The organism is Salipiger abyssi, assembly GCF_017311415.1.
GTDB classification, from domain to species: domain Bacteria; phylum Pseudomonadota; class Alphaproteobacteria; order Rhodobacterales; family Rhodobacteraceae; genus Salipiger; species Salipiger abyssi_A.
The window spans coordinates 40,731-60,330 of the sequence record NZ_JAEKIS010000023.1 but is presented as its reverse complement, the minus strand read 5'-3'; the positions used below and the strand labels follow the sequence as shown (position 1 = coordinate 60,330).

Sequence of the window (19,600 nt, the reverse complement as noted above, 5' to 3'; positions counted from 1 at the left end):
TTTGCGCCGAACGACTGGCAGGTCGGTCAGACGGGCAAGGTCGTGGCGCCGGATCTGTATATTGCGTGCGGGATTTCCGGGGCGATTCAGCACCTTGCGGGGATGAAGGACAGCAAGGTGATCGTCGCGATCAACAAGGACGAAGAGGCGCCGATCTTCCAGGTCGCCGATTACGGCCTCGTCGCCGACCTGTTCCAGGCGGTGCCGGAGCTCACCGAAAAGCTCTGAGCGCGAGGGGTGGGCAGCATTGCCCACCCTACGACGCGGCGCAGCAAAACCGGGAGATCCGAATGAGCAAATACGCCCTCACCGTCACCTGCAAATCCACCCGCGGCATTGTCGCGGGGATCTCGGGCTTTCTTGCCGAGCAGGGATGCCACATCACCGACAGCGCGCAGTTCGACGATGCCGAGACCGGCAATTTCTTCATGCGGATCAGCTTTTCGCCGGAAGAGGATGTCTGGGTCTCGCCGGAGGGTCTGACCGAGACCTTCGCTGAGGTCGCGACGCGGTTCGGCATGACCTATCACTTCTTCTCCGAGACCGAGCGGATGAAGGTCATCGTCATGGTCTCGCGCTTCGGGCATTGCCTGAACGACCTGCTCTATCGCTGCCGCATCGGCGCGCTGCCGGTGGAGATCGTGGCGGTGATCTCCAATCACATGGATTATCAGAAGGTTGTGGTGAACCACGATATTCCGTTCCATCGCATCAGGGTCACGAAAGAAAACAAGCCGCAGGCGGAACGCCGGATCATGGAGGTGGTCGAGGAGACCGGCGCCGAGCTGGTGGTGCTGGCGCGGTATATGCAAATCCTCTCGGATGAGATGTGCCAGAAGATGTCGGGGCGGATCATCAATATTCACCACTCTTTCCTGCCGAGCTTCAAGGGTGCGAACCCCTACAAGCAGGCGTTTGAGCGTGGCGTGAAGCTCATTGGCGCGACCTCGCATTACGTGACCGCCGATCTGGATGAAGGCCCGATCATCGAGCAGGATATCGTGCGGGTGACCCATGCGCAGAGCCCCTCGGATTATGTCTCGCTCGGTCGCGATGTGGAGGCGCAGGTTCTGGCCCGCGCGATCCATGCGCATATCCACCGCCGCGTCTTTCTGAACGGCAGCAAGACCGTGGTGTTCCCGGCCTCACCGGGGTCTTACGCGTCGGAGCGTATGGGCTGAGGGCGGCGCCTGCGGCGCCGGGGGTGAGTATTTGCAGAAAGATGAAGGCAGGGGTGCCGTGCCGGGAGGATCGGAGTATGACGGAAGTTTTCGACAATATAGTTGATTTATGTTGGAAATAACCTCAATATATCAACAAAAAACAACGAATCCGCCACCGGGTGCCAGGCCCGGATTGCGCGGCGCGACAGCGAGGACTCCCATCGTGTTCCTGCCCCTGATCGAGGCGCGCGACGAGACGCGGCCATCTGCGAATGTGGTTGTGGTCTGCGAACACGCGTCGAACCATTTCCCCGAGGCCTTTGGCACGCTGGGTTTGGGCGAGGACGCACGGCGTGCGCATGTCGCCTGGGATCCCGGTGCGCTCGGTGTGGCGCGGGCGATGGCGGCGGAGCTCAATGCCGATCTTGTTGCGGGCTCCGTGTCGCGGCTGATCTACGATTGCAATCGCCCGCCGGAGGCGCCGAGCGCCTGTCCGGACCGCTCCGAGCGCTTCGAGATCCCCGGCAATTGTACGCTTTCCGAAACCGACAAGGCGGCGCGGGTCGCGGCGGTCTATACGCCCTTTCGCAAGGCGCTCGCCACGCTGATGCAGGCGCGCGGGCAGGGGGTTCTGGTGACGGTGCACAGCTTCACGCCTGTGTATCAGGGCGCGCCGCGGGATTGCGAAATCGGCATCCTGCACGACCGCGACAGCCGGCTTGCCGACGCCTTGCTTTCGGAGTGGCCCGGCGACGCGCCCTGGCATGCCAGCCGCAACGAGCCCTACGGCCCCGGGGACGGCGTGACTCACACACTTGTCGAACACGGGATTGCGCGGGGCTGGCCGAATGTCATGCTGGAGATCCGCAACGACCTGATCGCGAGCGAGGCCACGCAATCGCAGGCCGGGCGCTTTCTGGCCCGGCGCATCGCCCTCGCCATGCCCGCCCTGAACGGAGGAGACCGATATGCCTGAGGATAAACTCGAGGAACTGAGACGGAAGGCGAGCACGGGTGAGATCGACACCGTGCTTGTCTGTCTGGTGGACATGCAGGGGCGGCTCATGGGCAAGCGCTTTCATGTGCAGAACTTCCTCGACCATGCCCATGCAGAGACCCATTGCTGCAACTACCTGCTGGCCACCGACCTTGAGATGGCCACGCCCGAGGGCTTTCGCGCCACCTCCTGGGAATCCGGCTATGGCGATTACACCATGCGCCCCGATGCGAGCACCATCCGCCCGCTGCCCTGGCTCGAGGGTACGGCCATGGTGCTCTGCGATTTGGAGGATCACGAGGCGCACGCGCCGGTGGCCCACGCGCCCCGGCAGATGCTGAAGGGCCAGATCGCAAGGCTGGCGGAGAGGGGGCTCGCGCCGATGATGGCGACCGAGCTGGAATTCTTTCTCTTCGAGGGCACCGCGCGGGAGAACCGCGAGGCGGGCTTCCGCAATCTGCGCCCGCATGTGGAGCACAACCAGGATTACGCGATCCAGCTCGGCACTCGCGACGAGGTGGTGATGCGCCCTCTGCGCAATATGCTCTACGCCGCCGGGATCGAGGTGGAATGCTCCAAGGGTGAGGCGGAGACCGGGCAGGAGGAGCTGAACCTGCGCTATCAGGATGCGCTGAGCTGCGCCGACTACCACACCATCGCCAAGCACGCGGCCAAGGATATCGCCGCCGCGCATGGCCTGACCGCCAGCTTCCTGCCGAAATGGCACACGGACAAGGTGGGCTCGGCCAGCCATGTGCATTGCTCGCTGTTCCGCGACGGGGCGAATGCCTTTCACGATCCCGCCCGACCGATGGGGAAATCCGTGCTGATGGATCATTTCGTGGCCGGGCTGCTGAAATACGCTCCCGACTACACGGTGTTCCTGGCGCCCTACGTCAACAGCTACAAGCGTTTCCGCAAGGGGACATTCGCGCCGACCAAGGCGGTCTGGTCGGTCGACAACCGCACCGCCGGGTTCCGTATGTGCGGGGCGGGGACAAAGGGCGTGCGCATCGAGTGCCGGATCGGCGGCTCGGACATGAACCCCTATCTGGCGCAGGCGGCGATGCTGGCCGCCGGTCTCGCCGGGATCGAGGAAGAGCTGGCGCTGCCCGATCCGATCTCGGGCGACATCTATGCCAATGACGGCGCGGCGAACGTGCCGACCACCCTGCGCGAGGCCACCGAGACGCTGCGCGGCTCGGCCATGCTGCGCGCGGCCTTCGGCGACGGGGTCGTCGATCATTACGCCCGCGCCGCCGAGGTCGAGCAGGAAGCGTTCGACGCGGCGGTGACGGATTGGGAAATCTCTCGTGGATTCGAAAGGTGCTGACGTGACAGACCTGACTTGCATATCGCCCATCGACGGCAGCGTCGTGGCCACCCGTCCGACCCTCTCGCAAGCCGATGCGGAGGACGCCGCCCGGGCGGGCCGCGCCGCGCAGGCGGAGTGGGCGGCGCGGGCCTTGGCGGAGCGGATCGCGCTAGTGCGCCGCGCCGTGGCCATCATCGGCGAACAGACCGACCGCATGACGCGCGAGCTGGCGCTGCAAATGGGCCGGCCGGTGCGCTATGGCGGCGAATTCGGCGGGTTCGAGGAGCGCGCGAGCTACATGTGCGACATCGCCGAGGAGGCGCTGGCGCCGCTGGTGGTCGAGGACGGCCCCGGCATCCTGCGCAAGATCGAGCGCGAGCCGCTGGGGCTCGTGCTGGTCATCGCGCCGTGGAACTACCCCTACATGACGGCGATCAATGCGGTGGCGCCGGCGCTGGTCGCGGGCAACAGCGTGATGCTGAAACATTCCGAGCAGACGTTGCTGGTGGGCGAGCATCTGGCCGAGGCCTTCCACGCCGCCGGCGTGCCGGAGGCGGTGTTCCAGAACGTCTTTCTCGATCACGAGGTGACCGGCGCGCTGATCTCGGGGCGCGAGGTGGATTTCGTGAATTTCACCGGCTCTGTCGGGGGCGGGCAGGCGATGGAACAGGCCGCCGCGGGCACCTTCACCGGTGTCGCGACCGAGCTGGGCGGCAAGGATCCGGCCTATATCCGCGCCGATGCCGATCTCGACGCCGCCGTCGACGGGGTGATGGACGGGGCGATGTTCAATTCCGGGCAGTGCTGCTGCGGGATCGAGCGGATCTATGTGCACGAAAGCCTCTACGACGCCTTTGTCGAGAAGGCGGTGGCGCTGGTGCGGGGCTCGAAACTCGGCGATCCGCGCGACGCAGAGACCACCATGGGGCCGATGGCGCATGTGCGTTTTGCAAGGGGCGTGCGCGCGCAGATCGACGCCGCCATCGCGGCGGGCGCGGTGCCCCATATCGACACCATGGAGGCGGATGACGGCGGCGCCTATCTGACGCCGCAGATCCTCACCGATGTGACCCACGAGATGGAGGTCATGCGCGAGGAAAGCTTTGGTCCGGTGGTCGGCATCATGCCGGTCAGCGACGATGACGAGGCCGTGCGGCTGATGAATGACAGCCGCTTCGGGCTCACCGCGTCGATCTGGACGACCGATGCCGAGGCGGCGGAGGCCATCGGCCGGCGGCTGCAAACCGGCACGGTTTTCATGAACCGCTGCGATTATCTCGACCCGGCGCTGTGCTGGAGCGGCTGCAAGGATACCGGGCGCGGCGCCGGCCTGTCGCCGCTGGCCTATCAGGCGCTGACCCGTCCGAAATCCTATCACCTGAAAAAGAAAGTCTGAGCCATGACCCCGACTGCCAACTGGTCCTATCCCACGGCCATCCGCTTCGGTGCCGGGCGCATCAAGGAGCTGGCCGAGGCCTGCAAAGCCGCCGGCATCTCGCGCCCGCTGCTCGTCACCGACAAGGGCCTCGCGCCGCTGCCGATCACCGCGGGGGCGCTCGACGTGCTGGAGGGGGCGGGCCTTGGCCGCGCGCTCTTTTCCGAGGTCGATCCGAACCCGAACGAGAGCAACCTCGCCGAGGGTGTCCGGATGTTCCGCGAGGGCGGCCATGACGGGGTGATCGCCTTCGGCGGCGGCTCCGGGCTCGATCTGGGCAAGATGGTTGCTTTCATGGCCGGCCAGACCCGCCCGGTCTGGGATTTCGAGGATATCGGCGACTGGTGGACCCGCGCCGATGCCGATGCGATCCATCCCAATATCTGCGTGCCGACCACCGCCGGCACCGGTTCCGAGGTCGGGCGCGCCTCGGTGCTGACCAATTCCGAGACCCACGAGAAAAAGATCATCTTCCACCCCAAGGTGCTGCCCTCGGTGGTGATTGCCGATCCCGAGCTGACCGTGGGCATGCCGCAGCCGATCACCGCCGGCACCGGCATGGATGCCTTTGCCCATTGTCTGGAGGCCTATTGCTCGCCGCATTACCACCCGATGAGCCAGGGCATCGCGCTGGAGGGCATGCGGCTGGTGAAGGAGAACCTGCCGCGCGCCTATGCGGATGGCGCCGATCTGGAGGCGCGGGCGCATATGATGTCGGCGGCGATGATGGGGGCGACGGCGTTCCAGAAGGGTCTGGGCGCGATCCATGCCATCAGCCACCCGGTGGGCGCGATCTACAACACCCATCACGGCACGACCAACGCCGCCGTCATGGCCCGCGTGCTCGATTTCAACCGCCCGGCCATCGAGGACCGGATCGCCATGGCGGCGCGCTATCTGGGCATTGACGGCGGGTTCGAGGGCTTCCGCGAGGCGGTGACCGAGATGATCGCGGATCTGGGCATTCCGTCCAGCCTGACCGGCCTCGGCATCGACGCCCCCGATATCGACGCGATCCTGCGCGGCGCGCTCAGGGATCCCTCCACCGGGGGCAATCCGATCGAGATGACCGAGGAAAACACCCGCCCGCTGATCGAGGCCTGTTTCGACTGAGGCCTGATGCGCCGGCGCGTCAGCTGCGCGGCAGGCGCAGGTCCAGATCGGCCAGCAGATCGTCGTAGGCGGTATCCGGGGCGCGATCCGTCACCAGGATGTCGTCGGGTTTCATCACCGGCATGCGCAGCGGCGCGTTGGCCTTGCGGGCCATCCACTTGCTGTGATCGACCGCCATGATGCGGCGGTCGGCGATGCGCGACATGGCAATCGCCATGTCCACCTCGTGCTGGTCATTGGCAAGAAAGCCCAGCTCGGGATGCACCAGCGAGGCACTGAGGACCGTCATGTCGACGGTGAAGCGCGAGACCACCTCGAATGCCGACTGGTCGAAGGCCGCGCCGTCATGGCTGCGTAGCTGGGTGCCCGCCATATAGACCTGATTGCCCTCGCTCAGCGCCAGAACCGAGGCGATATGCGCCGAATTCGTCACCACCGTCAGATCGCGGTGCTGGCTCAGCGCCTGCGCCACGAAGCTGGAGGTCGAGCCGGTGTCGATGGCCAGAGTCGCGCCATTTGGCACGATCTCGGCGACGGTGCGGGCGATGATCGCCTTTTCCTGCCGGTTGGCCACCAGCCGTTTGGTCAGTGGCGGGTCGTTGGCTTCGTTCACCGCGACGATGGCGCCATGCACCTTGCGGATCTCTCCACGCTCCACCATCGGCTTGACGATTCGCCGGATCGTCTGGTCGGTGACCTTCAGCTGATCGGCCAGCGCCATGACCGAGACGGTGCCATGCAGCGCAACCGTGTCGAGGATTTCTTTCTCGTATTTCGACATTCCGCGCGTTTCTATGTTGATTTTGCTTCATTCTAAGGCGTCAGCGGGCAGGTTCAACGGCGAATAAGAGATACAAATCAACATTTATGTTTACTTGTCGTGGGTATTGGGTTGAAATTCCAACAAATCCAACAGGAGTTGCAACACATGTCCCAGCACGCGACGAAACACCTCATCATCGGCGGCGGCATTATCGGCTGTTCGGTCGCCTACCACCTCGCCCGCGCCGGCGAGAAGGATGTCGTGGTTCTCGAAAAGGCCGCGATCACCGAGGGGGCGACCTGGCATGCCGCCGGTCTCGTCGGTCAGCTCCGCTCCAGCCGCAACACCACTCGGATGCTGAAGAAATCCGTCGAGCTTTACGACCGGCTTGAGGCCGAAACCGGCATGGCCTTCGACTGGAAGAAGGTCGGCAGCCTGCGGCTCGCTGCCACCAAGGACCGGCTGCTGGAGGCCAAGCGGCTCGCCACCATGGCGCAGAGCTTCGATCTGGAGATGCATATCATCACCCCCGACGAGGCCAAGGATCTCTTCCCCTATATCAACGCCGAGGGGCTCGAAGGCGCGGCCTTCATCCCGTCGGACGGGCATGTGGACCCGGCCAGCCTCTGCCAGGCCATTGCCGCCGGCGCCCGCCGCAACGGCGCGCAGATCCGCCAGGGCGTGAAGGTGCTGGATTTCATCGTCGAGAACGGCCGGGTGACCGGGGTCGAGACCTCCGAAGGCACCTGGACCGCCGAGACGGTGACCGTCGCCGCCGGCATGTGGAGCCGCGAGATTGGCGCCAAGCTGGGGTTGCATGTGCCGGCCTGCGCCGTCGAGCACCAGTATATCGTGACCGAGCCGCTGCCCGATACCGACAGCGTCAAGACCCTGCCGACGCTGCGCGACCCGGAACGGCTGGTCTATTACAAGCCCGATGCCGGCGGGCGGCTGGTCATCGGCGGCTATGAGGAGGGCACGCTGCCCTTTGGCGACGACGGCATTCCCGGCGAATTCGTGCGCCAGCTCCTGCCCGACAATCTCGACCGCTTCGGCCCGCTGGCCGAGCTTGCCGCAGAGGTCACGCCGGTGATCAACGAGGTGGGCATCCGCTCGGTCATCAACGGGCCGATCCCCTATTCGGCGGATGGCGATTTCGTGCTGGGCTGGCAGCCGGGTTTCGACAATCTGATGATGGCGACAGGTTTCCTCTACGGTATCGCCGCCGGCGGCGGCGCTGGCGAGATGATCGCCGAATGGATCCTCGAAGGCCGCCCGAGCCTCGATCTCTGGCCGCTGGACGTGCGCCGCTTCTCGCCGCATCACGGCACCAAACGCTTTATGTATCCGCGCGCGGTGGAGCATTACGAATACCACTACAAACAGCGCTATCCGGGCCAGGAATATCAGACCGCCCGCAATCTGCGCCTGTCGCCGCTGCATGACCGGCTCGATCAGATGGGCGCGATCTTCGGCTCCAAGAACGGCTGGGAGCGTCCGCTTTGGTTCGCCCCGGAAGGCGTCGAGCAGAAAGACCAGCTTGCCTTCATCGACCCCGGTTACAAGACATATGTCGCCGAAGAGCACCGCGCGGTGCGCGAGGGCGTGGCGCTGATCGACCAGACCTCGTTCTCGAAATTCGAGCTGATCGGCCCCGGCGCGCTCGACCTGCTGCAACGGCTGGCCGCCTGCAACATGGACAAACCCGTGGGCTCGGTGATCTATGCGCAGTTCTGCAACGAGACCGGCGGCACCGAGGCGGATATCACCATCACCCGCACCGGCGAGCAGAGTTTCTATCTCGTCACCGGCTCAGGCTTTGGCGTGCATGACAGCGACTGGATCCGCCGCCACATGCCCGATGACGGCTCGGTGCATCTGATCGAGCTGACCTCGGGCCGCGCGGTGATCAATATCGTCGGGCCAAAGGCGCGCGAGGTGCTGCAAAGCGTGTCGGAAAACGATCTGTCTAACGCGGCCTTCCCCTTTGCCACCGCGCAGGAGATCGTCGTCGGCATGGCGGTCGTCCGGGCCGCGCGCATTGGCTATGTGGGCGAGCTCGGCTGGGAGTTGCATGTGCCCACGGAATTCGCCCGCCATGTCTATGACACGCTCTGGCAGGCGGGGCAGGCGCACGGCATCCGCAATGTCGGCTACCGCGCCATCGAGAGCCTGCGGCTGGAGAAGGGCTATATCTACTGGTCGGGCGATCTGACGCCGGATTACACGCCCATCGAGGCCGGTCTGGGCTTTCGCGTGCACCTGAAGGCCAAGGGCGATTTCCTGGGCCGCGCGGTGCTGGAGAAGCAGAAGACCGAAGGGCCGGACCGCATGCTTTGCACCTTTGTCACCGATGCGCAGCTTCCCGTCTCGGGCGGCGAGCCGATCCTGCTGAACGGCGAGACGGTGTCGCTCGCCACCTCTGCCGGGCGCGGCTATTCGGTCGGGAAGACCATCCTGATGGGCTATCTTCCGAGGGCGCTTGCCAAGGAAACCGCCTTCGAATGCGTCGTGTTCGGCGACACCCATGCCGTCACCCGCGTCGACGGCCCGCTTTACGATCCGGAAAATAAGCGCCTCAAGGCGTAGCCGCGGTCACAAGGCCTGCCGAACCGGGCAGACCGGTTCGGCATATAAAAGAACGCCACAGGGAGGCGAAAACCATGCCGGAGAACCACAAAACCACCATCCTCAAGGCGCTGTCGCAGACGCCGGGCTATGCCGATCTGCCCGAGCGCGCGCTGACCATCACCCGGCAGGGCGGGCTGACCAATCTGGTCTTTCGCGTCGATGCCGAGGGGCTGACACCGGTCGTCGTGCGGGTGCCGGGGGCGGGCACCGAGGAGTATATCGACCGTGCCGCCGAGCTTGCCAATGCCCAGGCGGCGGCGCGTGCGGGCGTGTCGCCGCAGATCCTCTACAGCGCCCCCGAAGAGGGGCTGCTTGTGATGGATTGCGTCGAGAATATCGTCACCATGACGCCGGAGAATTTCGCCAGCATCGCCGGCAGCCCCGCCCGCGCCGGCGCCGCGCTGCGCCAGCTCCACGGCTCGGGCGAGATCTTTGCCGGGCGGTTCGAGCTGTTCGCGATGATCGAGGACTATCTCGCGGTGCTTGCCAAGAAGGGCAACGTGCAGCTGCCCGAGGGCTATCACGACGTGGTCGCCTCTGCCGGGCCGATCCGCGAGGCGCTGGATGCGAACCCGGCGAAGCTGGCGCCCTGCCATTGCGATCCGCTCTGCGAGAACTTTCTCGACGATGGCGAGACCATGTGGATCGTCGATTTCGAATATGGCGGCATGAACGATCCGCTCTGGGATCTGGGCGATCTCAGCGTCGAGGGCCATTTCACCGAGGCGATGGACCGGGAGATGCTGGAGGCCTATTTCGGGCGCGGCCCGACCGCCGCCGAGATGGGCCGCGTCGTGGTCTACAAAGCGATGTGCGATATGCTCTGGACGCTCTGGGGCCTGATCCAGTTCGCCGACGGCAACACCGCCGAAGATTTCTGGGACTACGCGACCACGCGATTTGCGCGCTGCAAGGCATTGATGAACATGCCGGGATTCGACACCCATGTCGCCGCGCTGCGCGGTTGAGGGGAACTGAGATCGCCCGGCGGGGCCCGCCGGGCAGATCTTATGCGGGGACGGTCAGCGGGGTTCTGGTTTCCTTCACCGGCAGGTGCACGATGGCGCTCAGCGCGCCGACGCCGACGCCGATCCACCACACCAGCGTGTAGTCGCCGTGGATATCGTACATCCGCCCGCCCAGCCAAACGCCGAGGAACCCGCCGAGCTGGTGCGAGAAGAAGACGATGCCGTAGAGCGTACCCATGTAGCGCAGCCCGTAGATATGTGCGACCAGACCCGAGGTCAGCGGCACCGTGGCGAGCCACAGCGCGCCCATGACCACCGAGAAGATCAGCACCGAGGCCGGTGTGATCGGCAGCATGATGAACGCCCCCGCCGCGACGGTGCGCGCGACATAGATCCCTGCCAGCAGGTATTTCTTGGGCCAGCGCTTACCCGCCCAGCCCGCCGCCAGCGTGCCGCCGATATTGGCCAGCCCGATCACCCCGATGGAGACCGCCCCCAGCGCCGAGGTCGTGGTGATGCCGATATCGTGCAGCACGCCGCCGGGCAGGATCGGCCCGCACATCTCGGTCACGAAGGCGGGGAAATGCGCGGTGATGAAGGCGAGCTGATAGCCGCAGGAGAAAAAGCCGATAAAGATCAGCACGAAGGACGGGTCGCGCAGCGCCCGCAGCAGGATGCCGCCAAGGCTTTCCTCGAGCTCGGCGCGGCTGGCCGGCGGCGTCGGCGCGCGCATCAGCGGCAACGCTGCCAGTGTGCCGAGGATCGCCGCGGCGAAGATGATGAAGACGCTTTGCCAGGGAAACAGCCCCAGCAGCCACTCTGCCACCGGTGCGCCGACCACCTGCCCGGCGCTGCCCGCCGCGGTGGCAATGGCCAGCGACATCGAGCGGTTCTCGTCGCTGGCGGCGCGGCCCACGACGGCGAGGATCACGCCGAAGCCGGTGCCGGCGATGCCAAAGCCCACCAGGACCTCGTAAAGCTGGATCGCCCCGGGCGTGACCGCCGTGCTCGACAGCACCAGACCCGCCGCATAGATAATCGCACCGAAGATGATCGCTTTGCGGTCACCGATCTTTTCCGCCATGGCGCCAAAGATCGGCTGGCCGATGCCCCAGGCGAGGTTCTGGATGGCGATGGCGAGCGAGAATTCCGTGCGCAGCCAGCCGAATTCCTCGGCCACGGGGATCTGGAACACGCCAAAGCTCGCGCGGATGGCGAAGGACACCAGGATGATAAAGCACCCCACCAGCAGGACCGGGGTAAAGAGGCTGGGTTGTTTTTCCATCGGTGTCTCCTGTTCCGCGTGCAAACTGCGGGGTGCGGCGCGCGGCGTCAATTTAAGAAATGTCACCGATACAATCGCGAAAGCCGAAGGCCGGGCCCTCTACACAATCCCCCGCAGCCGCGCTATGCGGCAGGTATGACCACGCTGATCGACCTTTATGACGAGCGCGTCGCCGAAGGGCTTCTGCTGCGCGACCCCGCGCAGGAAGAGGCGCTGCCCGAGCTCGAACGCATCCGCGCCGCGCTGGCCCAGCCGGCGAAAAAGGGGCTGTTCCGCAAGGCGCCGGAGCCGCCCAAGGGGCTCTATTTCTGGGGCGGGGTCGGGCGCGGCAAGTCGATGCTGATGGATCTCTTTGTCGAGAGCCTCGCCGTACCGGTGCGCCGAGTGCATTTTCACGCCTTCATGCAGGAGATGCAGTCGGAACTGCACCGGCTGCGCGGTGAGGGCGTCGAGGATCCGGTCAAGCCAATGGCCAAAGCGGTGAGCGATGCGGTGAAGGTGCTGGCCTTCGACGAGATGCAGATCACCGATATCGCCGACGCGATGCTGGTCGGGCGGCTCTTTGAGCAACTGTTCGAGGCCGGCACCGTGGTGGTGACCACCTCCAACCGGGTGCCCGACGATCTCTACAAAAACGGGCTCAACCGCCAGCTCTTCCTGCCCTTCATCGCGCTCATCAAAGAGCGGCTGGTGGTGCGTGAGCTGGCCTCGGAGCGCGATCACCGGCAGGACCGGCTTCAGGGCGCGCGGGTCTATTTCACACCCGTCGATGCCGAGGCGCGGGCCGAGATCAACCGCGTCTGGGGCGAGCTGACCCATGGCCGCGAAGAGGTACTCGTGCTGCATGTGAAGGGCCGCAAGGTCGAATTGCCGCGCTACTGGAACGGCGTCGCGCGGGCCTCGTTCTACGAGCTTTGCGGTCAGGCGCTGGGGCCGGCGGATTACCTCGCCATTGCCGATGCGCTGCGGCTGCTGGTGATCGAGAACGTGCCGCGTTTGGGGCGCAGCAATTTCAACGAGGCCAAACGTTTCGTGACGCTGATCGACGCCCTTTACGAGGCCAAGGTCAAGCTGATTGCCAGCGCGGTGGACGAGCCCGAGAGCCTCTATATCGAGGGGCCGGGCGCCTTCGAATTCGAGCGCACCGCCAGCCGCCTGCGCGAGATGCAGAGCGCGGATTGGGGGCATCACCCGCTGTAAGCCGGCGGTGTCGGGCAAAAAAGAAGGGTCCCGAAGGACCCTCAGGGTTGCTCGACGTTTGTTGTTGCCTGTTTACCTTATGCCGGTGCCCAGAAAGCAAAGACCGGCACGAGTTTGCGCCGGTCTTTTTGCATGAAGGGCCATGATGTCGCGTGAGAACGGGGCAGGCGTGCCGGTCGCCGCTTGCGTTGTCCGTTCCTGCGCCGCTTTTGTGGCGTGCAGGCCCTGACGAGCCGTTACCGTCCCCATATCCGTCCCCCTGGCCGGCGCGCCGGTATCCGGTCGCGCACTGGTCTTTGAGCCAGATTAGGGTAAATTCAATCGAACCGTCAACATTTAGTGATGACTTCTAGCGATATGTTTGAGTTTTGCTGTGCGCTCAATATCTTGAGTCGTGCGTTTGTGCACCTTTCGGGCAGCGCCGAGGCGGCTCAGCCGTTCTCGCGCAGGATGTTTCCGGCAAGGTAGAGCGATCCGCAGATCAAAACCCGCGCAGAGGGATCCGCGCCCGCAATCCGCGCGAGCGCCTCGGCCACCGTTTCAGCGGTGTCGGCCTGCATCCCGACAGAGGCCGCGATCCGCGCGGTCTCTTCGGCGGGCAGCGTGTTGGCCTCGCCGGGGATCGACACGGCGGTGAGGCGTTTCGCCTGCGTGGCGAGCGGGCGCAGATAGCCGCTGATATCCTTGGTGTTGAGCATGCCGCAGATCAGATGGGTGGGCCGCTCGGGCAGAGTTGCCAGATGCCGCGCCAGCGCCTCGCCCGCTGCCGGGTTGTGGCCGCCGTCTAGCCAGAGCTCGACGCCGGGCGCCGCCGCCGCCAGCGGCCCCTCGCGCAGGCGCTGCATCCGGGCGGGCCATTCGGCGCGGGTGACGGCCGCCTCGTAGGCGGCCTCGCCGAGCCCCAGATAACGCAGCGCCGCCAGCGCGGCGCCGGCGTTCTCGATCTGATGCGCGCCCGGCAGGGTCGGCAGCGGCAGGTCGAGCAGCCCGTGCTCGTCCTGAAACACCAGTCGCCCGCGCTCTTCCCAGGCGTGCCAGTGCTGGCCATGGGCGATGAGCGGCGCGCCGAGCTTTGCCGCCCGCGCCTCGATCACCTCCATGACCTCCTCGGGCTGCGGGCCGACCACGCAGGGCACGCCGCGCTTGAGAATCCCGGCCTTTTCGCCGGCGATGGCCGCCAGCGTCTCGCCGAGAAACTGCTGGTGATCGAGTGAGATCGGCGTGATCACCGTCAGCGCCGGTTTTTCGAAAACATTGGTGGCGTCGAGCCGCCCGCCGAGCCCGGTTTCCATCAGCGTGACATCCGCCGGGGTCCGGGCAAAGGCGAGAAAGGCCGCGCAGGTGGTGATCTCGAAATAGGTGATGCTGTCGCCGCCATTGGCCTCCCAGCATTCATCGAGAACCTCTGTCAGCGCCTCTTCCGAGATCAGCTTGCCCGCCAGCCGGATGCGCTCGTGAAAGCGCGCCAGATGCGGCGAGGTATAGGCATGTACGGTCTTGCCCGCGCCTTCATAGCCGGCGCGGATCATCGCCAGCGTCGAGCCCTTGCCATTGGTGCCCGCCGCGTGGATCACCGGCGGCAGGTCGCGCTCGGGATGGCCGAGCGCATCGAGCAGCCGCCAAACGCGATCCAGCGTCAGGTCGATGATCTTGGGGTGAAGCGACAGCATCCGTTGCAGGATGACATCCGAGCCCTGCGCGCTCATTCCGGGGCAGAGGCCTCTTCGGCGGGCGCCGGCAGGTCGCCCGCCACGGCGGGGGGCATCCCGGTCAGCATCCGGACAATGGTGACAAGCTCTTCGCGCATCTTGCGGCGGTCGGTCACCCGGTCGAGCATGCCGTGCTCGAGCAGGTATTCGGCGCGCTGGAAGCCCTCGGGCAGCTTTTCGCGGATCGTCTGTTCGATGACGCGCGGCCCGGCAAAGCAGATGAGCGCGTTGGGCTCGGCGATCTGCACGTCGCCCAGCATCGCATAAGAGGCGGTCACCCCGCCGGTCGTCGGATGGGTCAGCACGACGATATAGGGCAGGCCGGCCTCGCGCAGCATTTGTACCGCAACGGTGGTGCGCGGCATTTGCATGAGGCTCAGAATGCCTTCCTGCATGCGCGCGCCGCCGGCGGCGGAGAACAGGATCAGCGGGCGCTTGAGCTTTTTCGCCTCTTCCGCCGCCTTGATGATCGCATTGCCCACATACATCCCCATGGAGCCGCCCATGAAGGAGAAATCCTGCGCCGCGCAGACCACCGGGGTACGGCCGATCTCGCCGGTGGCGACGAGCATCGCCTCTTTCTCGCCGGTGGATTTCTGCGCCGCGCGCATGCGGTCGGGATATTTCTTCTGGTCGCGGAAATGCAGCGGGTCGGCCAGCGGCTCGGGCACCTTGATCTCGGAGAACACGCCGCCGTCGAAAAGCGACTCGAACCGCGCGCGCGGGGTGATCGGCATGTGATGGCTGCAATTGCTGCAAACGCCGAGATTGTCCGTCACCTCGCGGTGGAACAGCATCGTTCCGCAGCTGTCGCATTTCATCCAGAGGTGCTCGGGCATCTCGCGGCGCGAGAAGATCGAGTTGATCCGGGGGCGGACGTAATTGGTGATCCAGTTCATGGCTTGCGCCCTTCGCGGCTCCGTGTTTGCGCGTGACTTATGCGCGGTTGCGGCGAAATGCAATCAAAGGCTCAGACCCGCAGCGCGATCCGTACCGTCAGCCAGCTAAGAAAGATCGCCGCCAGGTCGAGCGGCAGGATCGCCAGCACCGCTGCCTCGTCGCCGGTACCGAAGGGCAGCAGGTAAAGCGCCAGCCCCGACATGGCGCCCTGCGGCGAGACCAGGGCGATGGCGGAGAGATTGTTGACCAGATGCAGCGCGATGGCGGGCCCCAGCGTGCCGGAACGGGCGGTGAGATCGGCGGCGGCGATGCCGAAGCCGAAGGCCCAGAGCGCCACCAGCCCGGCATTGCCGCCATAGGTGCCCGGCGCCCAGTGCCCCAGCGCGAAGAGCGCCGAGGGCGCGATCAGCCAAACGCCCGGATGCGGCAACCGCGCGGCCAGCTGCGATTGCAGGTAGCCGCGAAACAGCAGCTCTTCGCTGCCCGTCTGGATCAGAAGCGTGGCGAGAGTCAGGGGCAGCAGAGCCAGCCACTGGCCCAATGGCATCGCCGGGATCAGCTCGCCCGCCAGCGGCCAGGGCGGCAGCAGCGCCACCGCGATATAGAGCAACGCCACCGCGATCCCGCTGCGCAGGAACTGGCGCAGCGCCAGCGGCAGCGGGCCGATCAGGCTCACCGCCGCCCGGCGATGCATCAGATGTGCGGCGACGACGGCGCCCACACCCATGGTGCCCACGCTCAGCAGCAGCGCCAGCAGTCCGGCGGGGGTTTCACCCTCGCGCATCTGCGCGATCAGCGCCCAGTAGCCCTCGCTCGGGAGCGCTATGGCGGCCAGCGCGAGCAGCCCCTGCTGCAAGCCGAACATGACCAGCGCCACCAGTCCGAGACCCAGCGCCAGCCGCCAGAGCTCGGTGCGTCTGGCGGAGCGGGTCAGGAGGACGAAGGCGCGGTAAGACATTGGGGCGGTCCCGGCGGCGGTTGCGTGTCAGACGCCTTTCGCACTTATGCCGCGGCGCTGCACGCCGCAAGCCGTGCCCGTTCTTGGCGCGCCTTGGCAATCCATTCTTGTTTCACGCCAGAGGCTTCGCTATCCCGGATCTGTATTTGAGAGAAATTTGAGGGCAGGGGCGGATGAAGCGGGGAACAGGGCTGGCCGGGCTGATCGCGTTTGTGTCTCTGGCCGGCTGTCTGCAAGCCCCCACCGGATCCGAGACGCCGGACGAGCCCGGCGAACCGGCGACAGGCGGTTTTTTCGCCAACCTGTTCCCGGCCAGCGCCGCCGCGACGCCCGAGCGGCCCACGCCGCTGGCGCGGACCGAGATGGCGCGCGGCGAGGTGGTGGTGGCCGGGCCGGAGGGGTATTGCGTCGATCCGGTGACGCTCGGCAACCGCCCAGGGCGTGGGTTCGCGGTGATCGCCTCGTGCCACATTCTATCGGGCGGCAAGACCGGCAATTTCGTCGAGCCGATGATGATGACCGTAACAGTAGGGCCGCGTCAGGACGCGGTGCTGCTGCCCGCGCCTTCGGTCCTCGCTGTGCAGGCGGGGCAGGAGCTGATCGGCGGCGAGACCCGCGACGGGCTCGTCATGGCGCAGCTCGGCGGTGGCGGCACCGATGTGCTGGACGATGGCGATCCGCGTTACTGGCGCGGGGCCTTCGTGCAGAACGGGCATCTGATCGGGCTTGCGCTTTATGCGCCGCAGGACAGTTTCCTCGCCGGTTCGGACGGTGCGGGTATGCTGCGCGCTGTGCAGCAGCGCATCGCAGCGCTCAGCCCGGTGGCATCTGAGGCCGAAGAGGCCCCGGCCGAGCCCTGACCTGTGGCGCCATGGCCTCTGCGTGCGCAAAGCGGATTTGACCGTTTATTCACTCCGAAGGATTTGCGATAACAATGGAAAGCGCGGCTTCGGGCAGAGTGGCGCAGGCACAAGGACGACGGGCATAACGAATGGCAGGCATCGGCGAGGGATTGGTAAGTCGCGTGCTTTCGGCGGCGGTGCTGCGGCGCTGGAGCGCCGCGGCGCAGGATGCGGAAACCGCCGATCTGCGTGTTCTGCGCCGCCAGCGTGCCGCCGCCCGCAAGCTCAAGCAACGTCTCGACAAGCTGCTGCATATCGCCGATGCGCGGCTGGCTCTGCCGCTTGTCGGCAATCAGTCCTTTCCGCGCCCGCAGGGCGTGGACTGGGCCTGGCGTCCGGAGTTGTGGTGCGGGCCTCTGTCGGTTCCCGGCCTGACATCGGTGCCGTCGAAATCCATGCTGGGAGACGAAGTCACCCTGTTCCACGATTGCGCGCAGTCCGAGATCACGCTGCGCCAGCTGCGCAATCTCCGCGAGGCCGATCTTGCGGCCTATGGGCTGCGGCTCGACGTTTTCAAATTCGATGGCTCGTATCTGTCGCTTGCCATCGACCTGCCGCCTGAGGCGAGCCAGGGTCTGCTGCGCAAACATCTGATCCGGTTGGAAACCATCGTTGAGATGGAAAAACCGCTCGAGATTTTCTCTCGACTCAATATCAAATACGGCCCCAACACCGAGCAGATCGTGCGCGAGCTGCCGGTGACCGAGGACGAGATCCGCGTCGAATTCGATCTGGCCTATACCAGGCTTAACGAAAAGCGGGTCGAACGGATCTGGCTCGATCTGATCTTCGAGGGGCCGGAGATGAACCAGGTGATCCTGCGGGATCTGACCTTCAGCCGCCGTCACCGGGCCGAGCTGTAACGGAGGATGCCATGAGCGCCTATTCGCTGACAAAGACGCGGTTCCGGGAGGGGCTCTGGGAAGGGCTTCTGGTGGCCGAGGATAGGGCCGCGCCGCCGCCGGAGATCACCGTTACGCTGAATGACGGCCCGGTGCGCGGCGTCAGCGTGGCGCAGACCGACGAAGAAGGGCGCTGGGCAGTCGAGGTGCCGGTGCCGGTCGAGGCGCTGGGCGACGGGGTGCAGACCTTTCTGATCCTGGATGCCGCTGCCGAGGAAAAGCTCGACAGCTTCACGCTGATCGCCGGCGAGGCGGTGGGCGACGATATCCGCGCCGAGATGGCGCTGCTGCGGGCCGAGCTCGACATGCTCAAGCGCGCCTTCCGCCGCCACTGCGTCGAAACCACCTGAGACGCGCCGGAGCCCGATACCGGCTATGCATCCCGGGGTGATTGCGCTCCCAGACGTCACGGTACAAGGTGGCGCGGTTGCAGATCCGGAGTTCTCATGACCCCCTTGCGCGGCATTGCGCTTAAACTCGCGTCGGTTGTTCTCTTTGTCATGATGTCGGCGCTGATCAAGGCGGCGTCCCAGGTGCCGACCGGGGAAGCGGTGTTTTTCCGCTCGTTCTTTGCGCTGCCGGTGATCCTGGTCTGGCTGCTCTGGCAGGGCGATCTGTCGGCCGGGCTGCGGGTTCAGCGCCCGTCACTGCATTTCCTGCGCGGCATCGTCGGCGTGTCGGCCATGGGGCTGAATTTTGCCGCGTTGGGCTATTTGCCGCTGCCCGAGGTCACCGCGCTCGGCTATGCCGCGCCGCTGCTGACAGTGATCTTCGCGGCCTTTCTGCTGGGCGAAAAGGTGCGCCTCTTCCGCCTCTCCGCCGTGGGTACGGGAATTTTCGGCGTCGCCCTGGTGATGTGGCCGCTGCTGACTGTGTCGGAGGTCAGCGACATGGTGCTGCTGGGCATTCTCTGCGTGATGGGCTCGGCGGTGCTGCGGGCGCTGGTGCAGATCCACATCCGGCGCATGGTGCAGAGTGAGAAGACCGCCGCCATCGTGTTCTATTTCTCGCTCACCTCGACTGTGCTGTCGCTGCTGACCCTGCCGTTTGGCTGGGTGGTTCCCGACGCGCGCGAAGCGGGTTTTCTGGTGGCGGCCGGGATCATCGGCGGCGTGGCGCAGATCTGCCTGACATCGGCTTATCGCGGCGCCGAGGCGGCGCTGCTGGCGCCCTTCGATTATGCCTCGATCCTCTTCGCCATCCTGATCGGCTATCTGTTCTTTGCCGAGGTGCCGACGTCGCTGATGCTGCTCGGCTCGGCGGTGGTGATCGCCTCCGGGGTGGCGATCATCCTGCGCGAGCGCTATCTCGGGCTGAAACGCTACAAGGCCCGTCCGAACATGACCCCTCAGGGCTGAA

General features: G+C 65.7%; 18 protein-coding genes. 13 read left to right on the top strand and 5 right to left on the bottom strand.

Going from position 1 to position 19,600, the window contains the following annotated elements:
- From I6N89_RS21905 to I6N89_RS21880, 6 genes are all read left to right on the top strand, one after another.
- A partial coding sequence (locus tag I6N89_RS21905) for an electron transfer flavoprotein subunit alpha/FixB family protein (protein WP_207020444.1) occupies positions 1–228 on the top strand: 228 nt, incomplete at its 5' end.
- A 62-nt stretch (positions 229–290) separates the two neighbouring features.
- Entirely contained in the window at positions 291–1,181 is an 891-nt protein-coding gene (gene purU, locus I6N89_RS21900; protein WP_207020548.1) for a formyltetrahydrofolate deformylase, read from the top strand.
- A gap of 205 nt (positions 1,182–1,386) precedes the next feature.
- Complete coding sequence (locus I6N89_RS21895; protein ID WP_328805915.1) at positions 1,387–2,139, top strand: N-formylglutamate amidohydrolase; 753 nt, start codon at positions 1,387–1,389, stop codon at positions 2,137–2,139.
- Positions 2,132–3,493 carry a glutamine synthetase family protein gene (locus I6N89_RS21890; RefSeq protein WP_207020546.1) on the top strand — a complete coding sequence of 454 codons (1,362 nt, stop codon included), beginning with the start codon at positions 2,132–2,134 and terminating at the stop codon, positions 3,491–3,493. The genes I6N89_RS21895 and I6N89_RS21890 overlap by 8 nt, the downstream gene beginning before the upstream one ends.
- Before the next feature lies 1 nt (position 3,494).
- Positions 3,495–4,871, top strand: coding sequence for an aldehyde dehydrogenase family protein (locus I6N89_RS21885; protein WP_207020545.1), 1,377 nt, complete (start codon positions 3,495–3,497; stop codon positions 4,869–4,871).
- Positions 4,872–4,874: 3 nt separating this feature from the next.
- Positions 4,875–6,023 carry an iron-containing alcohol dehydrogenase gene (locus tag I6N89_RS21880; RefSeq protein ID WP_207020544.1) on the top strand — a complete coding sequence of 383 codons (1,149 nt, stop codon included), beginning with the start codon at positions 4,875–4,877 and terminating at the stop codon, positions 6,021–6,023.
- Between the two features lie 19 nt (positions 6,024–6,042).
- Here the strand turns inward: I6N89_RS21880 and I6N89_RS21875 are convergent, their stop codons facing one another.
- Positions 6,043–6,804, bottom strand: a complete 762-nt coding sequence (locus I6N89_RS21875) for a DeoR/GlpR family DNA-binding transcription regulator (protein ID WP_207020543.1) — start codon at positions 6,802–6,804, stop codon at positions 6,043–6,045.
- Between the two features lie 147 nt (positions 6,805–6,951).
- Between I6N89_RS21875 and I6N89_RS21870 the strand changes: the two genes are divergently transcribed.
- A complete protein-coding gene (locus tag I6N89_RS21870; RefSeq protein ID WP_207020542.1) occupies positions 6,952–9,375 on the top strand; it encodes a GcvT family protein in 2,424 nt (807 codons plus the stop codon).
- 74 nt (positions 9,376–9,449) lie between these two features.
- A complete protein-coding gene (locus I6N89_RS21865; protein WP_207020541.1) occupies positions 9,450–10,385 on the top strand; it encodes a choline kinase family protein in 936 nt (311 codons plus the stop codon).
- A gap of 40 nt (positions 10,386–10,425) precedes the next feature.
- On the opposite strand, the gene I6N89_RS21860 is transcribed toward I6N89_RS21865, so the two are convergent.
- Positions 10,426–11,670 (bottom strand): MFS transporter, encoded by a 1,245-nt coding sequence (locus tag I6N89_RS21860; protein WP_207020540.1) that lies wholly within the window; start codon positions 11,668–11,670, stop codon positions 10,426–10,428.
- 135 nt (positions 11,671–11,805) lie between these two features.
- Here I6N89_RS21860 and zapE point away from each other — a divergent pair, with 135 nt between their 5' ends.
- The gene (gene zapE / locus I6N89_RS21855) at positions 11,806–12,870 is read left to right on the top strand and encodes a cell division protein ZapE (RefSeq protein WP_207020539.1); all 1,065 of its coding nucleotides are present in this window, start codon (positions 11,806–11,808) and stop codon (positions 12,868–12,870) included.
- 431 nt (positions 12,871–13,301) lie between these two features.
- Here zapE and I6N89_RS21850 read toward each other — a convergent pair whose 3' ends face one another.
- From I6N89_RS21850 to I6N89_RS21840, 3 genes are all read right to left on the bottom strand, one after another.
- Positions 13,302–14,576, bottom strand: a complete 1,275-nt coding sequence (locus I6N89_RS21850; RefSeq protein WP_207020538.1) for a bifunctional folylpolyglutamate synthase/dihydrofolate synthase — start codon at positions 14,574–14,576, stop codon at positions 13,302–13,304.
- Complete coding sequence (accD, locus tag I6N89_RS21845) at positions 14,573–15,478, bottom strand: acetyl-CoA carboxylase, carboxyltransferase subunit beta (RefSeq protein ID WP_207020537.1); 906 nt, start codon at positions 15,476–15,478, stop codon at positions 14,573–14,575. The genes I6N89_RS21850 and accD overlap by 4 nt, the downstream gene beginning before the upstream one ends.
- A 71-nt stretch (positions 15,479–15,549) precedes the next feature.
- Complete coding sequence (locus I6N89_RS21840; protein WP_207020536.1) at positions 15,550–16,437, bottom strand: CPBP family intramembrane glutamic endopeptidase; 888 nt, start codon at positions 16,435–16,437, stop codon at positions 15,550–15,552.
- Positions 16,438–16,610: 173 nt separating this feature from the next.
- Here I6N89_RS21840 and I6N89_RS21835 point away from each other — a divergent pair, with 173 nt between their 5' ends.
- The 4 genes from I6N89_RS21835 to I6N89_RS21820 all read left to right on the top strand — a co-directional run bounded on the left by I6N89_RS21835 (position 16,611) and on the right by I6N89_RS21820 (position 19,599).
- Entirely contained in the window at positions 16,611–17,297 is a 687-nt protein-coding gene (locus I6N89_RS21835) for a dihydroxy-acid dehydratase (RefSeq protein WP_236016776.1), read from the top strand.
- Positions 17,298–17,428: 131 nt separating this feature from the next.
- The gene (locus I6N89_RS21830; protein WP_207020535.1) at positions 17,429–18,202 is read left to right on the top strand and encodes a DUF6478 family protein; all 774 of its coding nucleotides are present in this window, start codon (positions 17,429–17,431) and stop codon (positions 18,200–18,202) included.
- 11 nt (positions 18,203–18,213) lie between these two features.
- On the top strand, positions 18,214–18,591 hold the full coding sequence (locus I6N89_RS21825) for a hypothetical protein (protein WP_207020534.1): 378 nt from the start codon (positions 18,214–18,216) through the stop codon (positions 18,589–18,591).
- Positions 18,592–18,687: 96 nt separating this feature from the next.
- Positions 18,688–19,599: a DMT family transporter gene (locus I6N89_RS21820; protein ID WP_207020533.1), complete on the top strand. Its 912-nt coding sequence runs from the start codon at positions 18,688–18,690 to the stop codon at positions 19,597–19,599.
- The last annotated feature ends 1 nt before the right edge of the window (position 19,600 follow it).